Raw genomic sequence first — 24,155 nt, 5'->3', positions numbered from 1 at the left:
GCGCCGCACGGCGAGATCGGGGATTCACCCGATTCGGCGCCCACGGCACGACACCTACCATCACCTCATGAGCAACGCCGACGTGCCCGCCGACTGGGAACCGATCGTCCATCGCTACGTGGACGGTGAGTGGGTGATGGTGTACGGAACGCCAGACGGCTCGCTGGTCGACGCCGACGGCAACGGGGTCGCGGACAGCGAGTACACGGCGGAGCTGTACGTCGGCACGACCATCGTCGACGGTGAGCGGTATCACCGCCACGCCGACCCCTCCGACGGTTCGACCAACTGGTACGACGAGTCGGGTGCGCCGGTCTCGATCGACCCCAGTGAGGGCGAGGTCTACGCGCCGCCCGGCACCGTCCACGTCCACGACGGCGAGGTGTACCGGGCCTATCCGACCGATACCGGCGAGACGCTCATCGTCGACGCGTCGGGCGCCGAGGCGTCGATCTCGATCCATCAACTGACCGCCGAGCCCGACGTGTCGACGTTCCTCGGGTTGGCCACGTTCGACGGTCGACGCCTGATGGTCGGCGAGAACGCCGATGGCGACACCGTGCTCTTCGACGACCACGGCCGCCCCCTGCCGACCGACGACGTTCCGTGGCGGCGCATCGAGCGCGTCGACCCGGGCGAGCTCACCGGCGAGCCGGTGGCGATCGGCGACTACGCGATGGCCGACGGCTCGGTCGAGCGTGTGTTTCTGTTCCCGGACGGCTCACAGGCGGTCGCCGACGGTGACGGCGGATACGAGCGGGTGATCGTGCCGACGGAGGTCGAGTATCCGCGCGGCCGGCCGTTCTTCGAGGGGAACCTCGACGTGGGCGCCGACGGCGAGTCGGCCGGGTCGCTGCCCGTCTTCTCGTTCGCCGACGGTCAGACGGCCTACGAGGTCGACGGCGAACTGGTGCTGATGGACCTGCCGCTCGCCACGACCCATCCGGGCGAGGCGCCGGTCGACTGCGGACCGTTCCCGGGCGGCACCCTGTTCGTGTTTCCCGACGGACGTCAGCTCATCGAGAGCCCCGACGGGTCGTGGGCGATCGCCCAGCTGCCGGGCCTGCCTCCCTATGAGGAACTCGTCGAGCGCTACGGCGACGGGGTCGCCGTCGACGATCCGGCCGACGAACCGACCGACGATCCGGCTGACGGACTGCTCGACGGTCCGCTCGACGGTCCGCTCGGTGATGGGCCCGACCTGCTCGACGACATCACCGAGCTGCCCGGCCTGGCGGGCCGGCACGAGCCGGTCGCCGACGACCCGGAGGTCGGCGACGCGACCGACGCCGCGGGCGACGAGACGGCGGACCGCCCGATCGCCGACGGACCGCTGGTGCCCGATCTGGGCCGGCCACTCGCCGACGGACCGCTGGTCGAGGCTCCGATCGAACGGGTCGATGTCGCTCCGTTGTGGGACGACGGATCACTCGCCGACCCCTTCGACCCGGCGACGACCGACGGCCGTCCCGACACCGGACTCGACCCGGACCTCGGGCCCGATGCGACCGGACTGGACGGGGGCGGCTTCGACGACGGGGTCCTCGACTGATCGTCGGGCGATCGGTCCTCTACGGTCGGGGCATGGTCGAGTTGCGCCCGATGTGCGCCGACGACGTCGCGCTGATCGAGAGGTGGGACGCCGATCCCGCCGTTCGTGCCGCCCTCGACGGCCCGGCGATGGACTGGTGGGATTGGGAAGCCGAGCTGAAGCGCGACGTGCCGTGGCGGGAGTTGCTGATCGCCGAGGACGACGGTCGGCCGATCGGGTTCGTCCAGCTCACCGACGCCCACGACGAGGAGACGCACTACTGGGGCGACGTCGAGCGGGGCACGTGGGCGCTCGACATCTGGCTCGGCTCGGGCGCCGATCGCGGTCGTCGCCTCGGCCGGCGGGTGATGGACGACGCCACCGAACGGTGCTTCGAGCGACACGGCGCGACGACGATCCTGATCGACCCGCTGGTGACGAACACGCAGGCGATCGGGTTCTACGAGCGATACGGCTTCTCGGCCGTCGGCGAGCGGCACTTCGACGACAGCCTCTGCCTCGTCATGCGTCTCGATCGAGCTCCCACCAATAGTTGACGTCGCCCTTCGGCTTGCGGTCGCCGCCGAGTGATTCGTACAGCGACTGGGCGATGTCGTTGTGGCCGCCGGTCGAGAGCCAGAACCGGGTCGAGCCACGGGCGCGGCCGAGCTCCATCGCCGCCTCGACGAGCGCCGTGCCGGTGCCCTGCCGACGGTGATCGGCTCGGACGTCGAGTTCGTGGAGGTAGGTGGTGAGCCGGCCGCTCGGTGAGCGCATCTGGATCCCCCACGCGAGTCCGACCGGTGCGTCGTCGGCGTAGGCCCCGAGCGCGAAGGTGGCCGGGTCGTCGAGGAACGCCTGGCGGGTCGCTGCGTCGGTCGACCGTGCGGTCGGTGAATCGGGCAGCACCGCTGCGAAGAGGGCGTGCAGCGCAGAGCCGTCGTCACTCGAGAGCTCGCGTATCTCCATCGGTGAAGTCTCGCGCCCGACGGCCGGATCGGTGCTCGGGTCAGATGGGCCAGGGAGGCGGGGTCACCGCCACGTCGCAGCCACAGTCGGGTCGTCGACAGCCGCGACGGACGCGGGTGAGCCGATCGATCGGGGTGTGGTCGTCGACCGGGTGGCCGCACGCCGGACAGCGACCCTGCTCGACGAAGAGCGGAGGCGTCTCGTCGGCGTCGTGTCGACGTCCGGCGAGCATGAGCACGACGATCGTCGCCGCGGCACCGAGGATCGCCAGCGTCACGCCCACGGATGCAGTGTGCCCGATGCGGCGGGTTCCACGGTCGGGCGTCGGCTCGGCCGGTCGTGTGACCGGGTCGTGTGACAGGGTTGGGAGATGGCCGAGGAGTTGGTGCCGGTGTTCCGGGTCGAGAACGCTCGCGAGGTGGTCGGGTGGTACGAGCGGCTGGGGTTCGAGGTGATCGGTGAGCACCAGTTCGAGCCGGGTTTCCCGCTCTACGTGTTCCTGCGCCGGGGCGACGTCCACCTGCACCTGTCCGAACACACCGGCGACGCGCCTCCGGGATCACTCGCCTATTTCTACGTCGACGAGGTCGACGACATTGCCACCGAGTTCGGCGTGCCGGTCGAGACCGTCCCATGGGGCCGCGAGATCGCGCTCACCGATCCCTGCGGCAACCGCCTCCGCCTCGGCGTCGTCCCCGACCGCTGAACAGCCGGCCGGCGCCCCCTCGATTCTGCCACCTGGTCGACGCTGCTGGCCACGTTTCGATGTCGGCGATCGACTCGAGTCGACATCCGGGAAGAACGTCGTTTTCCTGGGCTTTTGCCTTGCGACTCGTACACCAGTTCGGCTATCCTTGCGTACACCGACTTCCCCTTCTTTCACCTCATCGAAAGGAGGAACCCATGCCACCGAACGATCCGACCAGATCGATCGATCAGGCACTCAGCATGGTCAGCAACACCGACCCCGACGTCCTCGACAGCGACGAGCTGGCGGGATACCTGGAAGCCATCGCCACCATCCGATCGTGGTGCGACGCACGCCAGGTGCGAGCCACCCGTCGGCAACGGCAGTTGGCGTCGGAGGGTCGAGCGTCGCAGCCCGAGCACGCACTCTCCGACCACGGCCGGCAGTCGTCGAAAGACGCCAAAGCAGCAGCCGAACGCGAAGAAGTGTGCACGTCGATGCCGTCGTTCGAAGACGCGCTCGACGACGGCACGGTGACCGCCGGTCATGTCGACGCGATCGCCAACGCGACCCGCAACCTCGACGACGCCGAACGCGCCGAGTTCGTCGGCGAGGCCGAGTCGCTGCTCGCCGAGGCACGCGAGCAGGGCGTCGACCGGTTCGGCAAGGGATGTCGCGACCTCGCGAAGAGCATCCGGGCCCGGCACAACGCGCAGGCCGCCGAGGACGAACTCGAGCGGCAGCGGGCGCAGTCGAAGGTGACCCGCTGGACCGATGAGACGACCGGCATGCACAAGACCCTGATCGAGTGCGATCCGGTCACCGACCGGGCCATCTGGTCCGCCATCCAGTCCGCACGTGGTCGGCTCCGACGGCGATCGCAGCAGACCGCCGGCCCGAAGCCGACGTGGGATCGTCTCACCGTCGACGCCGTGGTCGATGCGGTGACCGACGGGCAGGGCGCGAACAGCCGGCTCGTCGTCCACGTCGACCTCGCCAACCTGACCGATTCGGCTGGGTCGCTGTGCGAGACCGACTCTGGAACGCCGATCCCGATCGAGACGATGCGACGCCTCGCCTGCGAGGCCGACATCATCCCGGTCGTGCTCGACGGTGCAGGTGTCGCGCTCGACCAAGGGCGGGCGAAACGGCTCGCGACGGCCGAGCAGCGCACGGCCATCGAGGCGATGCACGCCACGTGTGTGTTCCCGGGCTGCACCGTCGGCATCGACGACTGCCGCATCCACCACACGACCCCGTGGCAACACGGCGGCAACACCGACCTCGACGATCTGGCTCCGGTGTGCGAGACGCATCATCACCTGGTCCACGAGGGCGGGTGGGAGCTGACGATCCGACCCGACCGCACCGCCACCTGGACCCGCCCCGACGGCGCAACCCACTGGACCGGCCCCACCAACGACCGCACCAACCCCGCCGCCTGACGGGCGAGTCGTCACCTCGCCACCGACCTCGACCGGGACTCGACTCCGTCAGTCGAGGGTGTGGCGGTAGCGACCGGTGTCGAGGTAGGCCTGCAACTTCGTGGCCGAGCGGGCCAGGTAGTCGGGGGCGATCGCACGGATGTCGGCGGTGGTGATGCTCAGTACGTCGCCGGCCAACACCAGGTTCCGGGCGGCGATGACCGCTTCCAGATGCTCCTGCTCGTAGTCGGGCAGGGGTCGGACCGACGCGTACCCGTCGAGCACCGCCTGCTCGATCGGGTCGTCGTCGCGCAGGTAGTACAGCGAGATCGCCAGGTCGTGCACCGTCGTGCCGACGCATGCGTCGTCGAAGTCGAACACGGCGATCCGTTTCCGGAGCCACTTGACGTTCTCGCCGTGCAGGTCGGCGTGGATCGGGGCACTCGGATGCGACGGGTCGGCTCGCAGCTGTGCGATCAGTCCGCCGACCCGGTCGTGCACCGCGGCGAACACCGCCCGCTGTTCGGCGGTGGTGACCGACCGGTCGGCGGCGACGACGGCAGCCATCTCGTCGATCGGAGCGTCGACGTCGGGCAGCGATGCACCGGCGGGCAGCGCCCACCGACACACGTGGTCGTGCAACGTCGCCATCGCTGCGCCGAGGGCGCGGGCCCCTTCGGGATCGGGGTCACCGAGGTCGCGCCCGGGCAGCCACGACATCAGCAACGCTGGGAGTTGTCGTCCGAGGTCGTCGCTCCACACCGTCGTGCGCAGGTCACCGTCGCGGGTGGGCACGGGCGCCGGCACCGAGATCCGCTCCCCCACGATCGGGTCAGCAGCGAGCGCCGACAGCCACGCCGCCTCGGCAGCGAGGTGCTCGTCGGCCCGGCGACTGTTCACGTTGAGCCGCAGGGCGAACGTGCGACCGTCGGTCGTGTCGACTCGGAACGTGGTGTTGTAGCCGTGCAACAGCAGTCGGAGCCGGGCGGTGTCGACCGGGTACGCCTCGAGCGCTCGCTCGGCGACGCGACGGAGTCGAGCGACCTGGGAGCGGGTCGAACGTTGCTCGAACGGCAGATCAGCGGGTGATTCGGCGGCGGGCAGGTCGGCAGGCACCTCGGCGACGGTACTGGCTCGGGCTGACGGGAGGCGTTGGGGTTCCGATCCGGGTCCCGATAGCCTCAATGCGCTGTGTGATGGACGGCGATCCGGTTCCCCGGAACGACGTTCACCGCACACATCGATCGCACAGAACACACGAAACACCAAGGTAGGGATCGTCCCGTGGCCAACATCAAGAGCCAGAAGAAGCGCAACATCACCAACGAGAAGGCCCACGAGCGCAACAAGGCCGTCCGCAGTGAGATGAAGCAGCGCACCAAGAAGGCGCTCACCACCGGTGACGACGCCGACGTCCAGGCCGCCGTCAAGCGGATCGACTCGGCTGCCCAGAAGGGCGTCATCCACAAGAACACGGCGGCTCGCAAGAAGAGCCGCCTCATGAAGCAGGTCAACGCAGCCAGCTGACCTCGCTCGGTGCCCGGCGACTCCTGCCGGCACCAATCAGTGCGATCGAACACGAAGCCCGGGCCGCGTGCCCGGGCTTCGTCGCGTCCCGAGAACGGACGAACCGCGCCTCCGACAGCACCCTGGCAGGGCGGCAGCGCACACGTGAGGCAGCTCACACCGGCACTCGCTGAGATCTCGGCGATGCGCCATGCCCACCACGATCTCGGTGGCTGTCGTCCGGAACCTCGGACCACAACCACCGAGAACCCCACACCCCGACCCACCACCCTTCTCGGCGGCACCCGTCCCGGAACCCAAACCCACAACCACCGAGAACCCCACACACCGGCAACCCGCCACGCTGTACACCGGCACCCGTCCCAGATCTCGCACCTCAGCCGCCGAGAACCCGACACCTGGCAACCCGCCACGCTTCTCGGCGGCTCCCGTCCAGGATCTCGGACCACAGCCACCGAGAACGGATCGTGTCGGATGCTCGGTGGTTCTGGCGGTCGGGTGGTGCCCATCCGTGCCGTCGTGGTCGGCGTGCCCCGCCGCGGCGAGGCTCATAGCATGGGGTCGTGGCCCGGACCGACCATGACGTGGCGAGCAGCCGCTCCGCAGCATCGACACCGGAACCCGTCGGCCTCGACTCCCGGCCCACCTCACCCGCGGCACCGAGCTCGACGAGGTCCAGCTCCACGACCTCCGACTCCACGACCTCCGACTCGGCGACCTCCGACTCGATGACGACCATCGAACGTCGCGCCGCTGCCCGGAAGGCGGCACGGTCACGCCGGCGTCCGTCGGCCCGGTCGGCGTCCGCATCCGGACCGGACGCCGAGCAGGGTCCGAACACCGTGATCTGGTGGCACATCGCCAACGTGGTCGACCTGATCCACTTCCCGATCGTGATCGCCTTGGTCGTTCTCGGCGCCGTCTACTTCTCCGGCCCCGTGTTCGTGTTCCTGCTCACCCTCATGGTGACGCTGCAGGTGGCGACCCTCGGCTGCCCCGTGATGTGGCTGACGGGCCAGCTCCGCAAGGTGCACGACCCCGACTACGAGGTGAAATGGTCGTTCACCGCCTGGCTCTACCAGACCTACGGCCGCTGGTTCGGCGTCGCCGTGTTCCTGTTCTTCGCCGGCCTCACCCTCCTGCTGCGCTTCCTGCTCTTCTGAGCCGGAACACGCCGTCGAGGCGCACCAGAACGGCCGACGCGGCAAACATCGAACCTCGCCTCGGGCGACGGCAGTAGGTTGGACCGCATGTTCCGTCGCATGCGCCAAGGGTGGGAACTCACGAAGAAGTCGTGGGGCGTCATCCGTGAACACCCGAAACTGCTCCGCCTGCCCCTCGTCGGCGGCATCTTGTCGCTGATCGTGCTCGTGGTCGTCGGCGGGCCGGGCATCTTCCTCGTCGCGTCCGACTCCGCCGAGACGTCCGACGACCTGCTCGTCTACCTCGGCTACGGCCTGATCGCGCTGGGGTCGTTCCTCGCGTCGTGCATCGTCATCTACTACAACGTGATTCTCGCTGCGGCCGCCGACCAGGCGCTGCAGGGGCAGGAGCCAGACATCGCCGCTGCCCGTGCCATCGCCGGACGCCGCCGCGGCACCATCATCGGCTGGGCGATCGTGTCGGCGATCGTGAGCGTCGCGTTCTCGATCATGCGGGACAAGGGCGGTGCGATCGGCAACATCCTCGGCTCCATCGGTGCTGCGGCGTGGGGCTTCGTCACCTTCCTCGTCATCCCGGTCATCGCACTGGAAGACATCGGCCCGATCGACGCCGTCAAGCGCTCCGGCAACCTCGTCAAGCAACGCTGGGGCCAGCAGGCCACCGGCAACGTGGTGATCGGCGGCATCGCGACGGTCGTCATGTTCGTCGGCATCGTCCTCGGCGTGCTGGGCGGCGTGCTGGTCGTGTCGGGTGGCGTGGCCGCCACGAGCGGCGGTGTGGCACTGCTCGCCGTCGGCATCGTGATCGCCGTCATGGCAGGCCTGGCCGCCGGCGCCACCAAGGGCGTGTTCGGCGTGGCGCTCTACCACTTCTCCGCCGAGAACCGAGCCCTCGGCCCCTTCAGCGAGTCCGAACTCAGCCACGCCGCCGGCTGACACCGAGACACCCGAGACGCACCCCCGACCTCGGCACCCCCGGACGCCTGGTCGATTTAATCGGCTCCACGTCCACCGGTAGACACCTGGGCGATTAAGGGCTTGAGCGGATAGGCGTTGGCAGTCAGCGGCAGTAGCGGTCTCGGTAGGTGAGGAGTTTGCCGACGATCAGCACGGTGACGGCGAGGCAGATCGCGGGCGTGTCGGTGGCAGATCTTGCGGTCGGTGCTGCGGCGTAGCTGTCCGTAGTTCGACAGCCAACTGTTGGCGGCTTCGACGATCCATCGCAGCCCGAGCGTGATCGATTTCGGTCGCTGGTCACCGGGTTGGCGGCGTCGTTGGATGATGTGGTCGGGCAGTCCAGCGTCGATGAGTTGTCGACGGATCTTGGGTTGGTCGTAACCGCGGTCGAGGTGCATGGTCTCGATCTCGGCGGTCCAGCCGTCGGCTGCGATCGCGTCGAGGGTGGTTTCGAGCAGGCGGACGTCGTGGCGGTTGGCGCCGTCGATCGACCAGCCCAACGGGATGCCGTGGCGGTCGACGCCGATCGACCACTTCCAGCCGAGTTTGCCCCGGTCGACAGGACTCTTGCCGGTGCCCTCGCCGCCGTAGGGGGCTTTGTGGACTGATCCGTCGATGGCGACTTCGGTGAGATCCAGGCCGATGATGCGGTCGAACGCTCGGGTGGCTTCGTCGCGGAGTTGGTCGAACACGCCGGCGGCGATCCACTCGTCACGGCGAGATCTGAGCGTGGTATCCGACACGCGGTACTCGAGGATTGCTTCGATGTCGACCCAGGATGATCCGGTCGTGAGTCGGATCAGGATCCCCCAGAAGCAGAGCCGGTCCGGGACGCGTGGCCGGTGGCATCCGAGGGGGTGTGGCGGTGGTTCGGGCAGGAGCGGTTCGATGGTCGCGTAGACGGCGTCCACCACTTCTCGTTCGAGCGCGCGCATGATGTTCGGTGACCTCCCCGGTTGGGTGTGTTGGGCTGCACTCGGTATGAAAACCGAGCCAACCCACCAACCGGTGGATGGTCACCACACACCGCCTATCCGCGCGGGTCCTAAATCGCCTTCGGGTCCACCCGCGAACCTCGGCACCCCCGGACGCCTGGTCGATTTAGTCGGCTCCACGTCCACCGGTGGACACCTGGGCGATTAAATCGACTCCACGTCCACCCCGAACTTCAGCACCCTCGGACGCCTGGTCGATTTAATCGACTCCACGTCCACCGGTGGACACCTGGGCGATTCAATCGACTCCACGTCCGGGCTTCGGTGCGCCGATGGGTCTCGACGCAGTCGGCGCGGATCAGGTCTGATCAGCGGCGGCCGAGGCGGGAGAGGCGGGCGACGAGGACTTCCATCACCAGCTCGGGGTCGAGGTCGCTGTCGCCGCGGAGGTCGAGGTCGGCCTTGGCGAGCAGCTCGATCGCACGATGGATGCCGCTGCCACCCAGCCGCCGATAGTTACCGAGCGCCTTCTTGGCCGGGAAGCCGGCCTTGATGCCCATGGCGTCGGCCGCCTCCTGCTCGTTGCGGGCGTCGACGCCGTCGAGCCGTGCGAGCTTGGCGTAGTGATTGTGCAGGGTCGCCATCATCTGCAACGGGTGGCGATCGCCACCGTGCATCATGCGCCCGAGCAACGTGAGTGCCTTCGTCGTCTGACCACTGTCGATGGCGTCGGTGAAGTCCCACGGCGGCACCCCGCCCGCCTCACCGAGGAACGGCTCGATGTCGTCCATGCCGACGCGAACGCCCTCGCCGTACGTCGAACGGATGACCGAGATGAGGCCCTCGAGCCGTCCTGCGTCCTCACCGAGCTGGTCGGCGATCCGCGCCGCCGCGGCGGCGTCGAGCCGCACGCCGTGCTCCTCGAACTCGACCTTCACCCACGACTGCCGGTCCTTGGCCCGATTTGGCGGTGACGTGTTGGTGGTATGGCCGCCGGCCGCCTTCACGGCGTCGGTCAGCTTCTTGGCGAGTCGACCACCACCGCCCACCAGCACGAGGTCGGTGGAGTCGAGCGGGTTGTCGAGGTAGCCGAGGATCGGGGGCAGGTCGTCGGCGTTGAACCGGCCGACGTCGCGGGCCACGACGACCCGCTTGTCGGTGAGGAACGGCATCGTCTGCGCTGCGTCGGCCACCTCGCGCAGCTCGTACTCCTCGCCCTCGAACTCGTCGACCATGAGCGAGCGGTCGCCGTCACCGATCAGCTGATGGACGAGGTCGTGCGCCTTGGCACGCAAGATCGACTCGTCGTCACCGGTCAGCAGATGGACTCCCATGGCGACCCCTGTTCCTAGCAGCGATCAGACCGATCGCGACAACGAGCACGGCCCAACCGCACCACGACACCGCCCCGCCCGGCTCGAGCCGCGCCGCGACCACCGCCACCGTGTCGACCCAGCGCACCCCGAACCGGCACGGCAACATCACCGCCGACGCCAGCCACGGCGCCGACTCGGCGACCGCACCGGCGAACAGCCCGGCCGGCAGCCCGTAGAGCATGACGAACCCGGCCACGGGCACCGCCAACAGGTTCGCCGGCACACTCACGAGCGGCAACGACCCGAACACCCAGACCAGCGGCACCACCACGCCCACCTGCGCCCCGAGCGTCACACCGACCGGCATCGCCAGCGGCCCGAGCGAGCCGAGCCGCTCCCCCAGCCACGGACCGACCGTCACCACCCCGGCCGTCGCACCCACCGACAACCAGAACCCGACCGACCAGCCGATCAACGGGTCGGCGAGCAGCAAGCCGATCACCGCCCACCCGACCAGGCGCAACGGCGTCCGCTCCCGCCCGAGCACGAACCCCGTCGCCGACAACCCCGCCATCACACCGGCCCGCACGATCGACGGCTCGAACCGGGTCAGGCTGACGAACCAGGCGATCAACCCCAGGGTGACGAACCACCGCCACCAGGGCCTCAACCGAACCAACAACGGACCGGCCGCCGCCAACACGAAGCTCACGTTCTGGCCGGAGACGGCCGTCAGGTGGGAGAGCCCCGATGCGCGGAAGCGGCCGATCATCTCGGGAGGTTGATCGCGATCATCCCCGACGACCAGACCACGGAACAGTGCCCCGTCGTCGCCGGGGAGCGTCGCTCCGCCCCGTTCGATCGCCGCTCGGACCCGGTTCGACGCACGATCGATCGGCCGACCGGTCAGCACATCGCTCGCCCAGTCGAGCTCGAAGTCGCCGACCACGTGCTGCCAGGCCACGCGCTCGGACCGCTCGGCGTCGAGCTCGTTTCGTTCGCCGACGACCCGCACCCACTCCCCCGCCCGCCACGATCCCGCACGGAGCCGGGCCGCGCGGCCCCGGTGCCACGACTCGAAGCGCTCACCGTCGAGTTCGACGATCACCCGCGTCGAGCCGGCATACGGCTGCGGATCGTCGATGACGAGCGCCCAACCGTCGAACGGTCCCACGACGTCGGGCCGGAGCCCCGACCACGCATCAGCGGTCCGCCAACCGCCGAGCACGACACAGCAGGTCACGATCACCACCGACCGGGCGATGACCCACGGATCGAGACGCGGCGACCGAAGGTCTTCGGCAGCCGACCCGCCCGGCTCGTCGGCCGGCTCCGGCGACCACCGTGGCGGCAGACATGCGATCACGGCTGCGATGGCCGCCGCCCAGGTCGCCGCCGACGGCCCGGTCCGGACGGCCAGCGCGACCACGACCGCCAACCCGACCACGCCCCGGTCAGGGACGGGATGGCGCCACGCGGTCCGCAAAGCGCCATAGGCTGATCGGATCGACACGATGAGCCCCCACTCGAACGCCGATGGAGTCCGCACGGCGCCGCTCACCGCCGGCCCCCGGTGGTACAAGAAGCGCATCCGGACCCTCGGACCGTTGTTCGGCACGATCCCGATGATCGTGTTCGGCGCCATCTCGCTGCTCGCACTCGGCCTGTTCGATGGTCGCACGTCCGGTCTGGTCGGCCTGTTCGCCGGGGCGATCGCAGCGCCGGGTCTGCTCGTCGCCGGCGCGCCGTTCGGCGACGAATCGGTGTATCCCCTCGCGATCCTCGCCAGCGTGCCGTTCTGGCTCCTCCTCGGGTTCGTCGCCGCCTGGCGGGCCACCCGTCGCCCGATTGCCTCGTGGAGCGACTACACGCGAGAGCTGATGTACCTGACGCTCGCCGTCGCCGTCGGTGTGTCGATCGCACTCGTCGTGTCGTCGCAGGTCGTCGGCGAATCGCTCGTCCTCTGATCACGACGAGCCTCCGCCCGACGGAAACTCCCCGACCACCACGCAGCGACGCGCCACTCCTTCGGCGGCGCGTCCACCACGAGAACGCCCGGAACCGAGTCGGCATCACACCGACACCAGGTCTCGGAGCGCAGCCAGCTTGGCGGGGCCGACACCGGGGACTCGTTCGAGGTCGTCCACGGTCACGAACGGGCCGTTGCGTTCCCGGTCGTCGACGATCGCCGCAGCGGTGGCGGGCCCGACGCCGGGCAGTGTCTCGAGCTCGTCGGCACTCGCCCGGTTGAGATCGACCGGACCGACCGGTGCGTCCGGCGCGTCGGCGTCCTCGGACGACATCGCCGAACCGGCCGACGGGCTGAGCACCGGCGTCGTCGAGTGATCGACCGAACCGACCACCGGCACGAACAACCGTTGACCGTCGACGAGCACCTGCGCCAGGTTGACGGCGTCGAGATCGGCCTCGGCCGACGGGCCGCCCGCCGACTCGATCGCGTCGTCCACACGGGCACCACCGGCCAGCTCGTACACCCCGGTGTCGGCAACCGCGCCGGCGACGTGCACGACGATCGTGGCGTCCTCCGACGGCACCGACGTCGCCGATGCAGAGTCCTCGGGCGTCGCCACCGTGGCCGACGGCGGCAGGGTGACCGAGGGCAGTGACGTCGCTCCTGCAACGGGCAACGTCGCCTCGGCCGACGGCACGGGCGCCCGGACCAGCCAGAAGCCGAGCAGTCCGACGACCACCACCGACACCACGGTGGCGACCAATCGGGCCGGACCGAACCAACGCCACCAGGCGAGCGCACGTTCGCCGAGCGTGACCGGCGGCTCGGGGCGTTTGACCGGCGCGACCCGATCGTCGCCGCCATCGTCGGAACGCACCGCTGGACGGGCGTCCGGCACCTCGTGGTCGAGCATCGACCTACCTCCTTCGTCGATCGCGCAGGCGCGCGAGACGGATCAGGAGGAAGTCGGTGCGGTCAGACTACGCCGTCCGGGACGCAAAGCGACCAGGATCGACGTCGGCTCAGAACAGACGAGCAGTGAGCTGCTTGCGATACGCCGCAGTGCGGGGATCGTGCGGCCCCATCAGCTCGAGGATGTCGATGAACTCCTGACGAGCGTCGTCGTCGGCCTTCACCTGGTCGAGCAGCTGGGTCAGCTTGTCGTCGTAGTCGTCGTCGGGGGCCAGGTGGACACGGGCCTTGGCGGCGATCGGGCGCGTTCGGTCGCTCTCGGGGATGCGTTCGAGCAGTGCCAGCGCCTCGTCGACGTCGCCCCGGTCGACCAGCAACTCGGCCAGCGCCACGATGGCGTCCTCGTTGCCCGGATCGGCCTGCAAGGCCATGCGGAGGGAGGCTTCGTCGCCGGCCTCGATCAGTGCGGCGAGCTGCGACTCGGCAGCCGTCGGCAGCAACCGCTCGACGAACTCACGAACCTCGTGTTCGCCTTGCGCCCCCATGAATGCGTCGACCGGCTGGCCGTTCTGGAACGCCACCACCATCGGGATCGACTGCACCCGGAACGCCTGCGCGATGCCCGGGTTGGCGTCGATGTCGACCTTGACCAGCTCGACCTGACCGTTCGTCTCGGCGACGACCTTCTCGAGGATCGGGGTGAGGGTCTGGCACGGTCCGCACCACGTCGCCCACAGGTCGACCACCACCGGAGTCGTCAACGACTTGTCGACGACGTCGGTCTGGAAGGTTGCATCGGTGACATCGATCGCCATGCGGGTCACCCTATCGGCGGTACTCTCGGCCACGTGGAGGACGCGAGCGCACGCTGGGTGGACGATCGGCCCGAGGTCACCGACCCGGTGCTGCTCGTCGGTCTGAGCGGCTGGATCGATGCGAGCGGCGCCGCAAAGGCGGCCATCGACGCCATCACCGCCGACGCCGAGTCCTCGCCGATCGTCGAGTTCGACGACGACACCTACATCGACTACCGGGCTCGCCGCCCCACGATGGAGCTGCGCGAAGGGCTGCACTCGGTGCTCCACTGGGAGCGGATCCTGCTGTCCGCCGGCACCGATCAGACAGGCCAGGACGTGCTCGTCCTGCACGGCCCCGAGCCCGACATGGCCTGGCACCGTTTCACCCGCATCGTCGGCGACATCGCGGTCGAGCTCGGCGTGCGGCACATGGCCCACCTCGGGGCCTACCCGTTCGCCGTTCCGCACACGCGGCCGGCCCGCCTCTCGATCAGCAGCCCGTCGCAGGACGTGCTGGCCCGGGTCCCGTTCCTGCGCAGCACGATCGACGTGCCGGCCGGTGCCGCAGCGGCGCTCGAACGCGAGATGCACGATCGCGGCATCCCGTCGATCGGCATCTGGGCGCAGGTGCCCCACTACATCACGTCGATGCCGTACCCGTCGGCGAGCGTCGCGCTGCTCGACGGCACCCGCGAAGCGACCGGTCTCGTGTTCGAGGCGGCCGAGCTGCGAGCGGAGGTCATCTCCCAGGGCCGTCGCCTCGACCAGCTCGTCGCGAACAACCCCGAGCACGAGTCGATGCTTCACCAGCTCGAACAGCTCTACGACGCCGGTGACGACGTCGCCGACATCGATGCCGGCGGCCCGAGCCTCGAGTACCGCAGCGGCGACGAACTCGCCGAAGAGGTCGAGAAGTTCCTCCGCGACCAGGACTGACGGCGACTCGACGAGTCACCGAAGTCACATCGAGTCGGGCCGGCTCGGATCGCCCCACGGCGTGCCGCTCACCTACCGTCTCGATCCATGAAGGTCGACGCCAGCCTCTCCGGTTCCATCACCGACGCCGCCGCCAACGCCGCCGAGCTCGAAGCCGCCGGGTACTCCGGCGCCTGGACGGCCGAGACGGCACACGATCCGTTCCTGCCGCTCGCCCTCGCGTCGCAGACCACGTCGGAGATCGAGCTCGGCACCTCGATCGCCGTTGCCTTCGCCCGCAACCCGATGCTGCTCGCGAACATCGGATGGGACATGCAAACCCTCACCCAGGGTCGCTTCGTCCTCGGTCTGGGCAGCCAGATCAAGCCCCACATCACGAAGCGCTTCTCGATGGAGTGGAGCAAGCCGGCCGCCCGCATGCGGGAGATGATCCAGGCGGTTCGAGCGATCTGGGACACCTGGGAAAACGGCACACCGCTCGAGTTCCGGGGCGAGTTCTACCGCCACACGCTCATGACCCCCTTCTTCACCCCGTCGGCGAAGGATCTCGGCGACTTCGGCGTGCCGCGCATCTTCCTCGCCGGCGTCGGCCCGCTGATGACCGAGGTCGCCGGCGAGGTCTGCGACGGCTTCTTCTGCCACGGCTTCACGACCGAGCGGTTCCTCCGCGAGGTCACCATCCCCGCCCTCGAGGCAGGTCGTGCCAAGGCCGGTAAGACGATGGAAGGGTTCGAGATCGTCGGGCCGTCGTTCGTCGTCACCGGCACGACCGACGAGCAGATGGAACAGGCCGCCGACGCCGTGCGGAAGCAGATCGCGTTCTACGGCTCGACCCCGGCGTACCGCGGTGTGCTCGAACTGCACGGCTGGGGCGGCCTCCAGGACGAACTGAACGCCCTGTCGAAGCAGGGAAAGTGGGACGAGATGGGCGGCCTGATCGACGACGAGATCCTCAACACCTTCGCCGTCGTCGGTGCCCCTGAGGAGGTCGCGCCCGAACTCGGTCGCCGCTACGGCGACGTGATCAGCCGGATCTCGTTCTACGCCCCGTACGAGTCGGAGGCCGACCGCTGGCGCTCCGTCATCGACGGCATCAAGTCCCTCTGACCCCACCCCCAGCCCGACCAGCCCGACCAGCCCGACCAATGCGTGAACAAACTGCGCAATAGTTGCGCAGTTCGTTCACGCCTTCGTCGGGTTCGGGCGGGTGGGTGCGAGGCCGGTGAGCCAGCGACGGGCGTTTTCGCCGAGTTCGGCGGTGGCGTAGCCGCCCTCCTGGAGTACGACGGTCGGGAAACCCATCTGGGCGACCATCCGGCCGCACGCCTCGAATCCGTCGGCGGTGAGGTCGAGGTCGCAGATCGGGTCGTCGAAGTAGGTGTCGAGCCCGAGCGACACCACCACGAGATCGGGGTCGAACGAGTCGACGTCGTCGCAGGCCGCGGCCAGATGGTCGAGGAACGTGTCGTCGTCGGTGTGGGCGGCCAGCGGGAAGTTCGACGTCGTGCCGGCGCCGTCGCCGGTGCCGCGCTCGTCGACGTGCCCCGTCAGGTACGGATAGGCCCGTTCCGTGTCGCCGTGCAACGACACGAACTGCACGTCGCCGCGGCTGTAGAAGATCTGCTGCGTGCCGTTGCCGTGGTGATAGTCGACGTCGAGCACCGTCACCTTGGCATCGAGGGTTCGCGCCAGGTGGTCGGCGACGACCGCAGCATTGTTGAAGAAGCAGTACCCGCCGTACACCGACCGGGCGGCGTGATGACCGGGCGGCCGGCACAGGCCGTACGCGAACCGTTCGCCGTTCGCGACCAGATCGGCCGCCGTGAGAGCGACATCGACCGACGAGCGGGCGGCGTCGTAGGTGCCGTGGGTCAGTGGCGTGGTCGTCTCGAAGCACCACCAGCCGAGTCGGGCCGACACGTCGGACGGCTCGCGAGCGGCCCCCATCCCCTCTCGCAGCTGCGGCATCGCGAACACGTCGGGGATGACGTCGTGGGTGGGGCCGTGTGCTTGCTGGTACTCCTCCCACGCGTGTTCGAGGAAGTGGACGAGTCCGGGGTCGTGGACTGCCTCGATCGGCGCGACGCCCCAGTCCTCGGGGGCGACGAACTCGAACGAACCGTCGGCGGCGAGCGCACTCCGGATGAACTCGGCTCGCTCGGGCCGCTCGAACGGTTCCTGGAAGCCGGACGACTCGAACTCGCGCTGCGGGTGATGTGCCTGATGACGGAGTGAGAACACGACCTGCACGCCGCCATCGTGCCACCTCGTGCGACGGCCCGGGCGATTTCACCAGAACGGGTGACTGGACCCCGACCCTCGAATGTTACAGAATGATGACAGCGGGCGTGACGGGCGAAAGGAGCCCTCCCATGTCCACACCGACCGACCGCACCCCCGGTCGCCACGGCGACAACCCCCAGTTCACCGGACGCCAGGTCATCGACGAACGGGGCGAACCGCTCGGCTCGATCGACGACGTGCTCTTCGATCCCACCGACGAGACCCCCGAGTACTTCGTGGTCAAGCCCGGCATGCTCCGCCGGGCGCACTACCTCCCTGTCGAAGGCTCGTACGAATCGATCGACGGCGACATCGTCGTCCCGTGGGACCAGCAATGGTTCAAGATGTCGCCACCCGCCGCCCGCGACCACGTCCTGTCGACCGACGACCGACGCCAGGTCGAAGCCCACTACGCGGACCGCTGACGATGCGTCTGATCGACATCGGCGGCGCGAGCGACTGGGGAGGGCGACTCGACACCACGACGCCACCGCTCCAGACTGGGAGGAGCGGGCGACCCCGACCCGGATCCCGACCCGGAGGTCAGCCAATGCAATACCGGACGACCGACTCGAGCGACCTCGGCCCCATTTACACGGGCCGCAAGGTCTTCGACGCACACGGTCTCGCGCTCGGCACCATCACCGATGTCGTCTACGCCGACGGCGAATACGAACCGCAGTACCTGGTGGTCGACCCCGGCATGCTGCGGCGTTCGCACTACGTCCCGACGGCCGGCGCCGCCCAGACCGACACGGGCGACATCGTGGTCGCCTGGGATCGCGACTGGTTCCGCCTCTCACCGCCGGCGAGTGGCCGACCGGTCCTCACCGGCCGCCAACGCCGCGACCTCGCGGTCCACTACGCCGCCCGCTGACCACCCGGTGATCCGGGTGAGCCGATCGGGCCCTGCCATCGGCGGACCGTCGCTGAGGCGAATCAGCCCTCGACGAGATCGAGCTGTTCGTCGAGGTACAGCTCCTTGCACTTGGCGCGCTGGAGCTTGCCCGAACTGGTCTTCGGGAGCGTGCCCGCCTGCACCAGCATGACGTCGCGCGGCGGGAGGCCGCACACCTCGAGCGTTCGATGGTGGATGGTCTCGCGCACCTCGTCGGGATCGTCGGCACGCACCTCGGCGACGACGACGACCGACTCCTTGCCCTTGTATCCCTCCATGCCGAACGCGATCACGTTGCCGGCACGCACACCGTCGAGGCCACCGACGGCGCGTTCGATGTCTTCGGGGAACACGTTGCGTCCGCCGACGATGATCACGTCCTTGATGCGGCCGCACAGGATCAGCTGGCCGTCGAGCACGTAGGCGAGGTCGCCCGTGCACAGCCAGTCCTCGTGGAAGAGGGCCCGTGTGGCGTCGTCGCGCTTGTAGTACCCGGGCGTCACCGAGGTGCCGCGGAGCAGCAGCTCACCCACGTGTCGTTCGGGCAACTCCTCGCGGCTGTCGGGATCGACCACCTTGAGCTCCATGCCGGGCACCGCGGTGCCGAGCATCGGGAGTCGACGAGCGGTGACGGCGAGGTCGTCGGGATCGGTGATCTCGACCGGCTTCGCGACACGCGTGCGCTCGAGCACTTCACGGTCGACCGTGTCGCACCGCAGCCCGTCGCCCCGCTTCGGGAACGACGCTCCGATCGCCGTCTCGGCCATGCCGAAGGCGGGGAACACGGCGCCCCCCTCGAACCCGAACGGCTCGGCGGCGGCGACGAACGCCTCGACCGCTTTCGGGTCGACGGGCTCGGCGCCCGACAGGGCGAGCGTCAGCGACGACAGGTCGAGCTGCTGCCCCTTCTTGGCGGCGAGCTTGAGTGCACGCGTCGCGAGCACCCACGAGAAGTTCGGTCCGGCCGTTGCGGTGCCGCCCCAGTCGGAGATCCACTGCATCCAGGCCCCCGGGCTGGCCATGAAGTCCTGCGGTGCCGCCTGGACGAGATCGACACCCTGGCACATCGGGATGGCGAGGAACCCGACGAGGCCCATGTCGTGGTAGAGCGGGAGCCATGACGTCATGACCTCGTCCTCGGTCAACACGGCGGCCTCGCAGCACGCATCGATGTTCGCCGTGAGCACCCGGTCGGGGATCATGACGCCCTTCGGCTCGCTGGTCGACCCGGAGGTGTACTGGAGGATCACGAGCCGGTTCGGGTCGTCGTCGGGCACCTCGAGTCGGTCGCCCGACGGCACGTTGGGCGCACCTGGCATCACCGAGCCCATCGGCTCGATGGGCGGGTCGCCTGCCGCTGCCTCGTAGAAGGCGGCGAGCTGGTCGTCGATGAGCACCAGCTTGGCGTCGCCGTGTCGGATGCGGGCACGGGTCGAGTTCACGAACTCGTCGAGCGAGCCCATGCGCATCGGCAACGGCAACACCATCGACGCGATGCCGGCCATCCAGCAGCCTCGCACGATCGTCATCAGCTCACGAGACGTCGGACCGAGCACGGCGACGTGGTCACCGGGGACCAGCCCCTTGGCCTGGAGCGCGGCAGCGACCGACCGTGCCTCGTCGTGGATCTGACGCCATGGGACGTACACGGGTCCGTCGGGGGCGACGGAGTGGCCGACGAATCGGACCCCGGTGTCACGGTCGGCAGCGCGCTCGAGCCGCTCGATCGTCGAGCCGGTCGCGCGAATGAACGTCGAACTCATGCCACCCGACGCTACTGGCTCGACGGGATGGGAGCGAGGACGACATCCCGCCGACACTCCGTCGACACGCCGTCGACGGATCGAGGACGAGCTGCGATGCCGGTTCGACGTGGCATCGTGGTGGCCGTGACCACCATTCGAGCGACCGTGCTCCACACCCCCTCACCCGACCGGCTCGACGTGCTCGTCGACCAGGCGATCGAGATCGACGACACCGGCCGGATCGAACGGATCGGCGCGGCAGGCCCCGACGCCCACGCCGACGTCGTGCTCCCCGACGACACCGTGATCGTGCCCGGGTTCGTCGACACCCACCTGCACGCCCCGCAGTGGCCCCAGCTCGGAACGGCGCTCGACCTCCCGCTCGACCAGTGGCTGTTCGAGTACACGTTCCCGCTCGAGGCCCGATTCGCCGACCTCGAGTTCGCACGGCAGGTGTGGGATCACATGGTGCCGTCGCTCCTGCGACACGGCACGACGACCGTCACCTATTACGCGTCGATCCACGAAGCTGCCACCACGGCGCTGGCGGAAACGTGCGCCCGGCTCGGCCAGCGGGCGTTCGTCGGACGCTGCGCGATGGATCATCCCGACGGAACCCCCGAGTGGTACCGCGACCCGTCTCCGGAGGCATCGATCGCGGCCAGCGCCCGGTCGATCGACGAGATCCGGGCGATCGGATCACAACTCGTCCAACCGATCATCACGCCCCGGTTCATCCCTGCCTGCACCGACGAGGCGCTCACCGGTCTCGCCGCGCTCGCAGCCGACACCGACACCCTGATCCAGACCCACTGCTCGGAAGGCGATTGGGAGCACGGCCACGTACTCGAACGATGCGGTGTCACCGACGCGCACGCCCTCGATCGGTTCGGGCTGATGCGCGAACACACCGTGCTGGCTCACGCCACCCATCTCGACGACACCGACCGGGCGCTGATCGCGCAGCGCGGCGCCGGCGTCGCCCACTGCCCGCTGTCGAACGTGTACTTCTCCGAGCGCGCCTTCTCGGCTCGCGCCGCGATCGAGGCCGGCGTGCGGGTCGGTCTCGGCACCGACATCGCCGGCGGCCCGAGCCCGTCGCTGTTCGCCCAGTGCGGCCATGCGATGGTGGCGGGGCGACGCCGCGTCGACGAGGGCGAGGCCGACGCACGGGTCGACACGACCACCGCGTTCTGGATGGCGACCGCCGGCGGTGCCGACCTCCTCGGCGTCGACGCCGGCGTCATCGAAGCGGGGCGATGGTTCGACGCCGTCGCGATCCGACTGCCCGATCAGGTCGTGCCCGACGGCGATTGGGCGAGCCGGTTCGAGCGACTCGTGCGCCTCGCCACGCCGAACGACATCCGTTCGGTGTGGGTCGCCGGCCGCCAGGTCGTCTGATCGCAGGCGGCGCCGGGCCGCGTCACGCGCGAATCGGCGTTGGCCGGCACCCGTCGGCGCGGTCACGATGTCGGGATGGCATCACCCTCCCCCGTCACCGCGATCCCCGCCGCCGCCCCGGATGTCGCCGTTCGACACTTCACCGGCCTGCTCGCGCTCGAGACCGACTGCTGGGACGTCCATGAGTCGATGACCAACGGCCCGCACGACTTCGTCCTGCTCCAGACGAACGCCTCGCCGGCGTCGTTCGCTGCCGAGCACATCGACGGTGCCGTGCATCTCCACCACGCCGAGATCTCCGACGAAACACTCGGCCGCTGGCCGACCGACACGCTCTTCGTCGTGTACTGCGCGGGGCCGCACTGCAACGCCGCCGACCGGGCAGCGCTGAAGATCGCCGAACTCGGCCGCCCGGTGAAGAAGATGATCGGCGGCAAGACCGGCTGGCTCGACGAAGGCTTCGAGCTCGTCGCCGACCGATGAACGACGCTGTACCGACCGGCTACTGACTGCCCGGGAGTCGGTCGGGCAGATAGCCGTCTCGTCGGGCGCGGATGAGCTCGTCGTCGCAGACCCGACACAGGAACTCGCGCTGGATGCCTTGGATCGACATCTGCGATCCACGGGACTTCTCGACGATCACCTTCGGCGCCGCCTCGAGTTCGTGTCCGCCGCACTTGGGACACGACGGGCGAGGGTCGCGAACCCACGTGGCCCCGCACCGCTCGCAGGTGAGCTCGATCGTGTCGTCGTCGAGCCGATTGCCGCGCAGGTGCTCGTCAGTGCCACACGCTGCACACTCGATGTCGACCACACGGGCGATGGTAGCGAAGCCCGCCCGACCGAGGCTCCGATCAGCGTCTCGATCGGGCGCCTCGCCGAGCCGACCTGGCGATCACGCCGACGACCAGCACGATCCCGCACAGCGCGACCACCGCAGCCGCCAGCGCGCTGTCGAACGTCGTGGCGAGAACGGCTTGGATCGCGATCAGCGCCCCGACGACACCGAGCACCAGCGGCGACGGCTCGTCGCGCCGGACGGCGACGCCCACCAGCGCCAACGCAACGATCAGCGCGATCACCGGCCCGAGTCGTTCGTCGATGTCGGACCAGCTGATGGCCCCGATGTAGGCGACGATCGCCCCGGCTGCGATGCCGAGGTCCGACGGCCGCACCATGTCGAAGCCCGAGGCGAGGGCCAGTAGGGTGCCCCAGACCACCAGTGCTGCGCCGCCGACCCACACGCTCAGATCGAGCAGCGACGTGGTCGCGAACGTCACCGCGGCGGCCGCGACGACGACCGACAGGAACTCGACGGGACGCGAACGGTTGCGCCACAGCCCACAGCCGACCACCACGACGCCGAGCCCCGGCACGATGACGAGGACCTCCTCCGACGCCTCGCCGGTGCGGTCGACGAGCAGTCCGACGGTCACGGCGACACCGGCCAACCCGACCAGCGACAGGAAGCCCGCGAGCCGATCCGTGCCCGGTTCATCCTGTCGATACGACCAGGCGCCGGCAGTCAGCCCGACGACGATCAGGAGCGCGGCGATCGTGATCCGTCCGGCGAACGCGAGGTCGTCCCACCGCTGGGCGACGACCATGGCGCCGCCACCCAGCGCCAAGGTGCTCCCGAGGTAGACGGCGATCTCGGCGGGGATCGAGAAGCGCCGCTCGGCCGTTGCCTCCAGGTGCTCGTACCGGCGGATCGCGTCGAGTTGCTCTGGCGAGATCAACCCGGCATCCACCCAGGCAGCGCCGTGAGCCACCACCCGATCGGGCTGCAACAACGACGGCATGGCGACCTCCTCTCGCCGCTCCGACTCCAGTGTCCACCCAGGGGTGGTTCTGCACCAGGGTCGCAGGACCCCGATCGAGGCCAGCCCGGGGAGTCCGGCGCTTGTTCGTGTGTTCTCCCTGACCGTGATCGTCGCCTCGTTGCGCCGCGCCGCGGCAACCGCTCACGACCCGATCGGTCGTGCCGCTGCGGTATCGGGTCGAGCAGTGCCGAGCCGGCGGACTTTTCGTTCAGGACCGACCGCTCCCCGAAGACGCGCGCCTACGGTCGATGCATGGCGACCCACCCCGACGCACGGACCCGGATCGTGGTGCTCGTGTCCGGCAACGGCAGCAATCTCCAGGCCGTTCTCGACGCCTGCGACGAGGGGCGCCTCCCGGCCCACGTGGTCGCCGTCGTGTCGAATCGATCGGGCGCGTTCGCCCTCGAACGCGCCGCTGCTGCCGGTGTCCCGTCCGTGCACGTCGGTAAACACGCCGACGAATCGCGCCGCGACTACGACGCCCGGTTGGCCGACGTCGTCGCCGGATTCGGTCCCGATCTCGTCGTACTCGCCGGTTGGATGCGCATCCTCACGAGCGATTTCCTCGGCTGGTTCCCGAATCGGGTGATCAACCTCCACCCTGCTCGACCCGGCGAGCTGCCCGGCGTCAACGCGATCGAGCGGGCCTGGCACGAAGCACTGGCCGGCGAACGCACCGCCACGGGCGTCATGGTCCATCTCGTGCCCGACGAGGGGGTCGACGACGGCCCGGTGCTCGCGACAGCCGACGTCCCGATCCGCCCCGACGACACCCTCGACACCCTCGCCGAGCGCGTCCACGCCGTCGAGCACCGGCTGCTCGTCGACACGATCGCCACCCTCTGCCACCACACGTCCAACACCCCCTGATCCAGGAG

Annotated in this window: 27 protein-coding genes; 15 read left to right on the top strand and 12 right to left on the bottom strand. The window is 69.2% G+C overall.

Annotation, left to right across the window (positions count from 1 at the left end; translation table 11 throughout):
- Positions 1-67 precede the first annotated feature (67 nt).
- The gene (locus BDK89_RS08090) at positions 68-1,552 is read left to right on the top strand and encodes a hypothetical protein (RefSeq protein WP_133868460.1); all 1,485 of its coding nucleotides are present in this window, start codon (positions 68-70) and stop codon (positions 1,550-1,552) included.
- A 32-nt stretch (positions 1,553-1,584) separates the two neighbouring features.
- Complete coding sequence (locus BDK89_RS08085) at positions 1,585-2,088, top strand: GNAT family N-acetyltransferase (RefSeq protein WP_133868459.1); 504 nt, start codon at positions 1,585-1,587, stop codon at positions 2,086-2,088.
- On the opposite strand, the gene BDK89_RS08080 is transcribed toward BDK89_RS08085, so the two are convergent.
- Positions 2,054-2,500 carry a GNAT family N-acetyltransferase gene (locus tag BDK89_RS08080; protein WP_133868458.1) on the bottom strand — a complete coding sequence of 149 codons (447 nt, stop codon included), beginning with the start codon at positions 2,498-2,500 and terminating at the stop codon, positions 2,054-2,056. The two genes, BDK89_RS08085 and BDK89_RS08080, sit on opposite strands and share 35 nt — an antisense overlap.
- 40 nt (positions 2,501-2,540) lie before the next feature.
- Positions 2,541-2,783 carry a hypothetical protein gene (locus tag BDK89_RS08075; protein WP_133868457.1) on the bottom strand — a complete coding sequence of 81 codons (243 nt, stop codon included), beginning with the start codon at positions 2,781-2,783 and terminating at the stop codon, positions 2,541-2,543.
- 87 nt (positions 2,784-2,870) lie between these two features.
- Between BDK89_RS08075 and BDK89_RS08070 the strand changes: the two genes are divergently transcribed.
- Entirely contained in the window at positions 2,871-3,206 is a 336-nt protein-coding gene (locus BDK89_RS08070) for a glyoxalase superfamily protein (protein ID WP_133868456.1), read from the top strand.
- A 197-nt stretch (positions 3,207-3,403) separates the two neighbouring features.
- Positions 3,404-4,633, top strand: a complete 1,230-nt coding sequence (locus BDK89_RS08065) for an HNH endonuclease signature motif containing protein (RefSeq protein ID WP_166657459.1) — start codon at positions 3,404-3,406, stop codon at positions 4,631-4,633.
- Positions 4,634-4,681: 48 nt separating this feature from the next.
- Here the strand turns inward: BDK89_RS08065 and BDK89_RS08060 are convergent, their stop codons facing one another.
- The gene (locus BDK89_RS08060; RefSeq protein ID WP_166657458.1) at positions 4,682-5,728 is read right to left on the bottom strand and encodes a phosphotransferase enzyme family protein; all 1,047 of its coding nucleotides are present in this window, start codon (positions 5,726-5,728) and stop codon (positions 4,682-4,684) included.
- Between the two features lie 168 nt (positions 5,729-5,896).
- Between BDK89_RS08060 and rpsT the strand changes: the two genes are divergently transcribed.
- From rpsT to BDK89_RS08050, 3 genes are all read left to right on the top strand, one after another.
- On the top strand, positions 5,897-6,139 hold the full coding sequence (rpsT, locus tag BDK89_RS21735) for a 30S ribosomal protein S20 (protein WP_166657457.1): 243 nt from the start codon (positions 5,897-5,899) through the stop codon (positions 6,137-6,139).
- 728 nt (positions 6,140-6,867) lie between these two features.
- Positions 6,868-7,302 carry a hypothetical protein gene (locus BDK89_RS08055; protein WP_133868453.1) on the top strand — a complete coding sequence of 145 codons (435 nt, stop codon included), beginning with the start codon at positions 6,868-6,870 and terminating at the stop codon, positions 7,300-7,302.
- A gap of 87 nt (positions 7,303-7,389) precedes the next feature.
- The gene (locus tag BDK89_RS08050; RefSeq protein ID WP_133868452.1) at positions 7,390-8,238 is read left to right on the top strand and encodes a DUF6159 family protein; all 849 of its coding nucleotides are present in this window, start codon (positions 7,390-7,392) and stop codon (positions 8,236-8,238) included.
- 56 nt (positions 8,239-8,294) lie between these two features.
- On the opposite strand, the gene BDK89_RS08045 is transcribed toward BDK89_RS08050, so the two are convergent.
- The 3 genes from BDK89_RS08045 to BDK89_RS08035 all read right to left on the bottom strand — a co-directional run bounded on the left by BDK89_RS08045 (position 8,295) and on the right by BDK89_RS08035 (position 12,023).
- Complete coding sequence (locus tag BDK89_RS08045; RefSeq protein ID WP_133868451.1) at positions 8,295-9,194, bottom strand: IS5 family transposase; 900 nt, start codon at positions 9,192-9,194, stop codon at positions 8,295-8,297.
- A gap of 368 nt (positions 9,195-9,562) precedes the next feature.
- The gene (gene holA / locus BDK89_RS08040) at positions 9,563-10,528 is read right to left on the bottom strand and encodes a DNA polymerase III subunit delta (protein WP_133868450.1); all 966 of its coding nucleotides are present in this window, start codon (positions 10,526-10,528) and stop codon (positions 9,563-9,565) included.
- On the bottom strand, positions 10,503-12,023 hold the full coding sequence (locus BDK89_RS08035) for a ComEC/Rec2 family competence protein (RefSeq protein ID WP_166657456.1): 1,521 nt from the start codon (positions 12,021-12,023) through the stop codon (positions 10,503-10,505). Before BDK89_RS08035 ends, holA begins: the two co-directional genes overlap by 26 nt.
- Before the next feature lies 1 nt (position 12,024).
- Between BDK89_RS08035 and BDK89_RS08030 the strand changes: the two genes are divergently transcribed.
- Entirely contained in the window at positions 12,025-12,477 is a 453-nt protein-coding gene (locus tag BDK89_RS08030) for a hypothetical protein (RefSeq protein WP_133868448.1), read from the top strand.
- Between the two features lie 105 nt (positions 12,478-12,582).
- Here the strand turns inward: BDK89_RS08030 and BDK89_RS08025 are convergent, their stop codons facing one another.
- Both BDK89_RS08025 and trxA read right to left on the bottom strand, forming a co-directional pair.
- Complete coding sequence (locus tag BDK89_RS08025; protein ID WP_133868447.1) at positions 12,583-13,395, bottom strand: ComEA family DNA-binding protein; 813 nt, start codon at positions 13,393-13,395, stop codon at positions 12,583-12,585.
- A 109-nt stretch (positions 13,396-13,504) separates the two neighbouring features.
- On the bottom strand, positions 13,505-14,209 hold the full coding sequence (gene trxA / locus BDK89_RS08020) for a thioredoxin (protein ID WP_133868446.1): 705 nt from the start codon (positions 14,207-14,209) through the stop codon (positions 13,505-13,507).
- A 33-nt stretch (positions 14,210-14,242) separates the two neighbouring features.
- On the opposite strand from trxA, the gene BDK89_RS08015 reads away from it, so the two are divergent.
- Positions 14,243-15,127 carry a PAC2 family protein gene (locus BDK89_RS08015; protein ID WP_166657455.1) on the top strand — a complete coding sequence of 295 codons (885 nt, stop codon included), beginning with the start codon at positions 14,243-14,245 and terminating at the stop codon, positions 15,125-15,127.
- Between the two features lie 87 nt (positions 15,128-15,214).
- Positions 15,215-16,234, top strand: a complete 1,020-nt coding sequence (locus tag BDK89_RS08010; RefSeq protein ID WP_133868444.1) for an LLM class F420-dependent oxidoreductase — start codon at positions 15,215-15,217, stop codon at positions 16,232-16,234.
- A gap of 75 nt (positions 16,235-16,309) precedes the next feature.
- Here BDK89_RS08010 and BDK89_RS08005 read toward each other — a convergent pair whose 3' ends face one another.
- Positions 16,310-17,377: a histone deacetylase family protein gene (locus BDK89_RS08005; RefSeq protein ID WP_133868443.1), complete on the bottom strand. Its 1,068-nt coding sequence runs from the start codon at positions 17,375-17,377 to the stop codon at positions 16,310-16,312.
- A gap of 122 nt (positions 17,378-17,499) precedes the next feature.
- Between BDK89_RS08005 and BDK89_RS08000 the strand changes: the two genes are divergently transcribed.
- Entirely contained in the window at positions 17,500-17,835 is a 336-nt protein-coding gene (locus BDK89_RS08000) for a PRC-barrel domain-containing protein (RefSeq protein ID WP_166657454.1), read from the top strand.
- 125 nt (positions 17,836-17,960) lie between these two features.
- Positions 17,961-18,287 carry a PRC-barrel domain-containing protein gene (locus tag BDK89_RS07995; RefSeq protein WP_133868441.1) on the top strand — a complete coding sequence of 109 codons (327 nt, stop codon included), beginning with the start codon at positions 17,961-17,963 and terminating at the stop codon, positions 18,285-18,287.
- A 62-nt stretch (positions 18,288-18,349) separates the two neighbouring features.
- Here BDK89_RS07995 and BDK89_RS07990 read toward each other — a convergent pair whose 3' ends face one another.
- Positions 18,350-20,071, bottom strand: coding sequence for an AMP-binding protein (locus tag BDK89_RS07990; protein WP_133868440.1), 1,722 nt, complete (start codon positions 20,069-20,071; stop codon positions 18,350-18,352).
- A gap of 126 nt (positions 20,072-20,197) precedes the next feature.
- Here BDK89_RS07990 and BDK89_RS07985 point away from each other — a divergent pair, with 126 nt between their 5' ends.
- Both BDK89_RS07985 and BDK89_RS07980 read left to right on the top strand, forming a co-directional pair.
- Complete coding sequence (locus tag BDK89_RS07985; protein WP_208294005.1) at positions 20,198-21,454, top strand: amidohydrolase family protein; 1,257 nt, start codon at positions 20,198-20,200, stop codon at positions 21,452-21,454.
- 75 nt (positions 21,455-21,529) lie between these two features.
- Entirely contained in the window at positions 21,530-21,937 is a 408-nt protein-coding gene (locus BDK89_RS07980) for a rhodanese-like domain-containing protein (RefSeq protein ID WP_133868438.1), read from the top strand.
- Between the two features lie 19 nt (positions 21,938-21,956).
- Here BDK89_RS07980 and BDK89_RS07975 read toward each other — a convergent pair whose 3' ends face one another.
- On the bottom strand, positions 21,957-22,268 hold the full coding sequence (locus BDK89_RS07975) for a hypothetical protein (RefSeq protein ID WP_133868437.1): 312 nt from the start codon (positions 22,266-22,268) through the stop codon (positions 21,957-21,959).
- 40 nt (positions 22,269-22,308) lie between these two features.
- The gene (locus BDK89_RS07970) at positions 22,309-23,256 is read right to left on the bottom strand and encodes a DUF2157 domain-containing protein (protein ID WP_133868436.1); all 948 of its coding nucleotides are present in this window, start codon (positions 23,254-23,256) and stop codon (positions 22,309-22,311) included.
- A 273-nt stretch (positions 23,257-23,529) separates the two neighbouring features.
- On the opposite strand from BDK89_RS07970, the gene purN reads away from it, so the two are divergent.
- On the top strand, positions 23,530-24,147 hold the full coding sequence (gene purN / locus BDK89_RS07965; RefSeq protein ID WP_133868435.1) for a phosphoribosylglycinamide formyltransferase: 618 nt from the start codon (positions 23,530-23,532) through the stop codon (positions 24,145-24,147).
- Positions 24,148-24,155: the final 8 nt, after the last annotated feature.

This window comes from Ilumatobacter fluminis (assembly GCF_004364865.1).
Lineage (GTDB): Bacteria > Actinomycetota > Acidimicrobiia > Acidimicrobiales > Ilumatobacteraceae > Ilumatobacter > Ilumatobacter fluminis.
The sequence above is the reverse complement of the archived record's forward strand: the minus strand, read 5'-3'. Positions and strand labels throughout refer to the sequence as shown.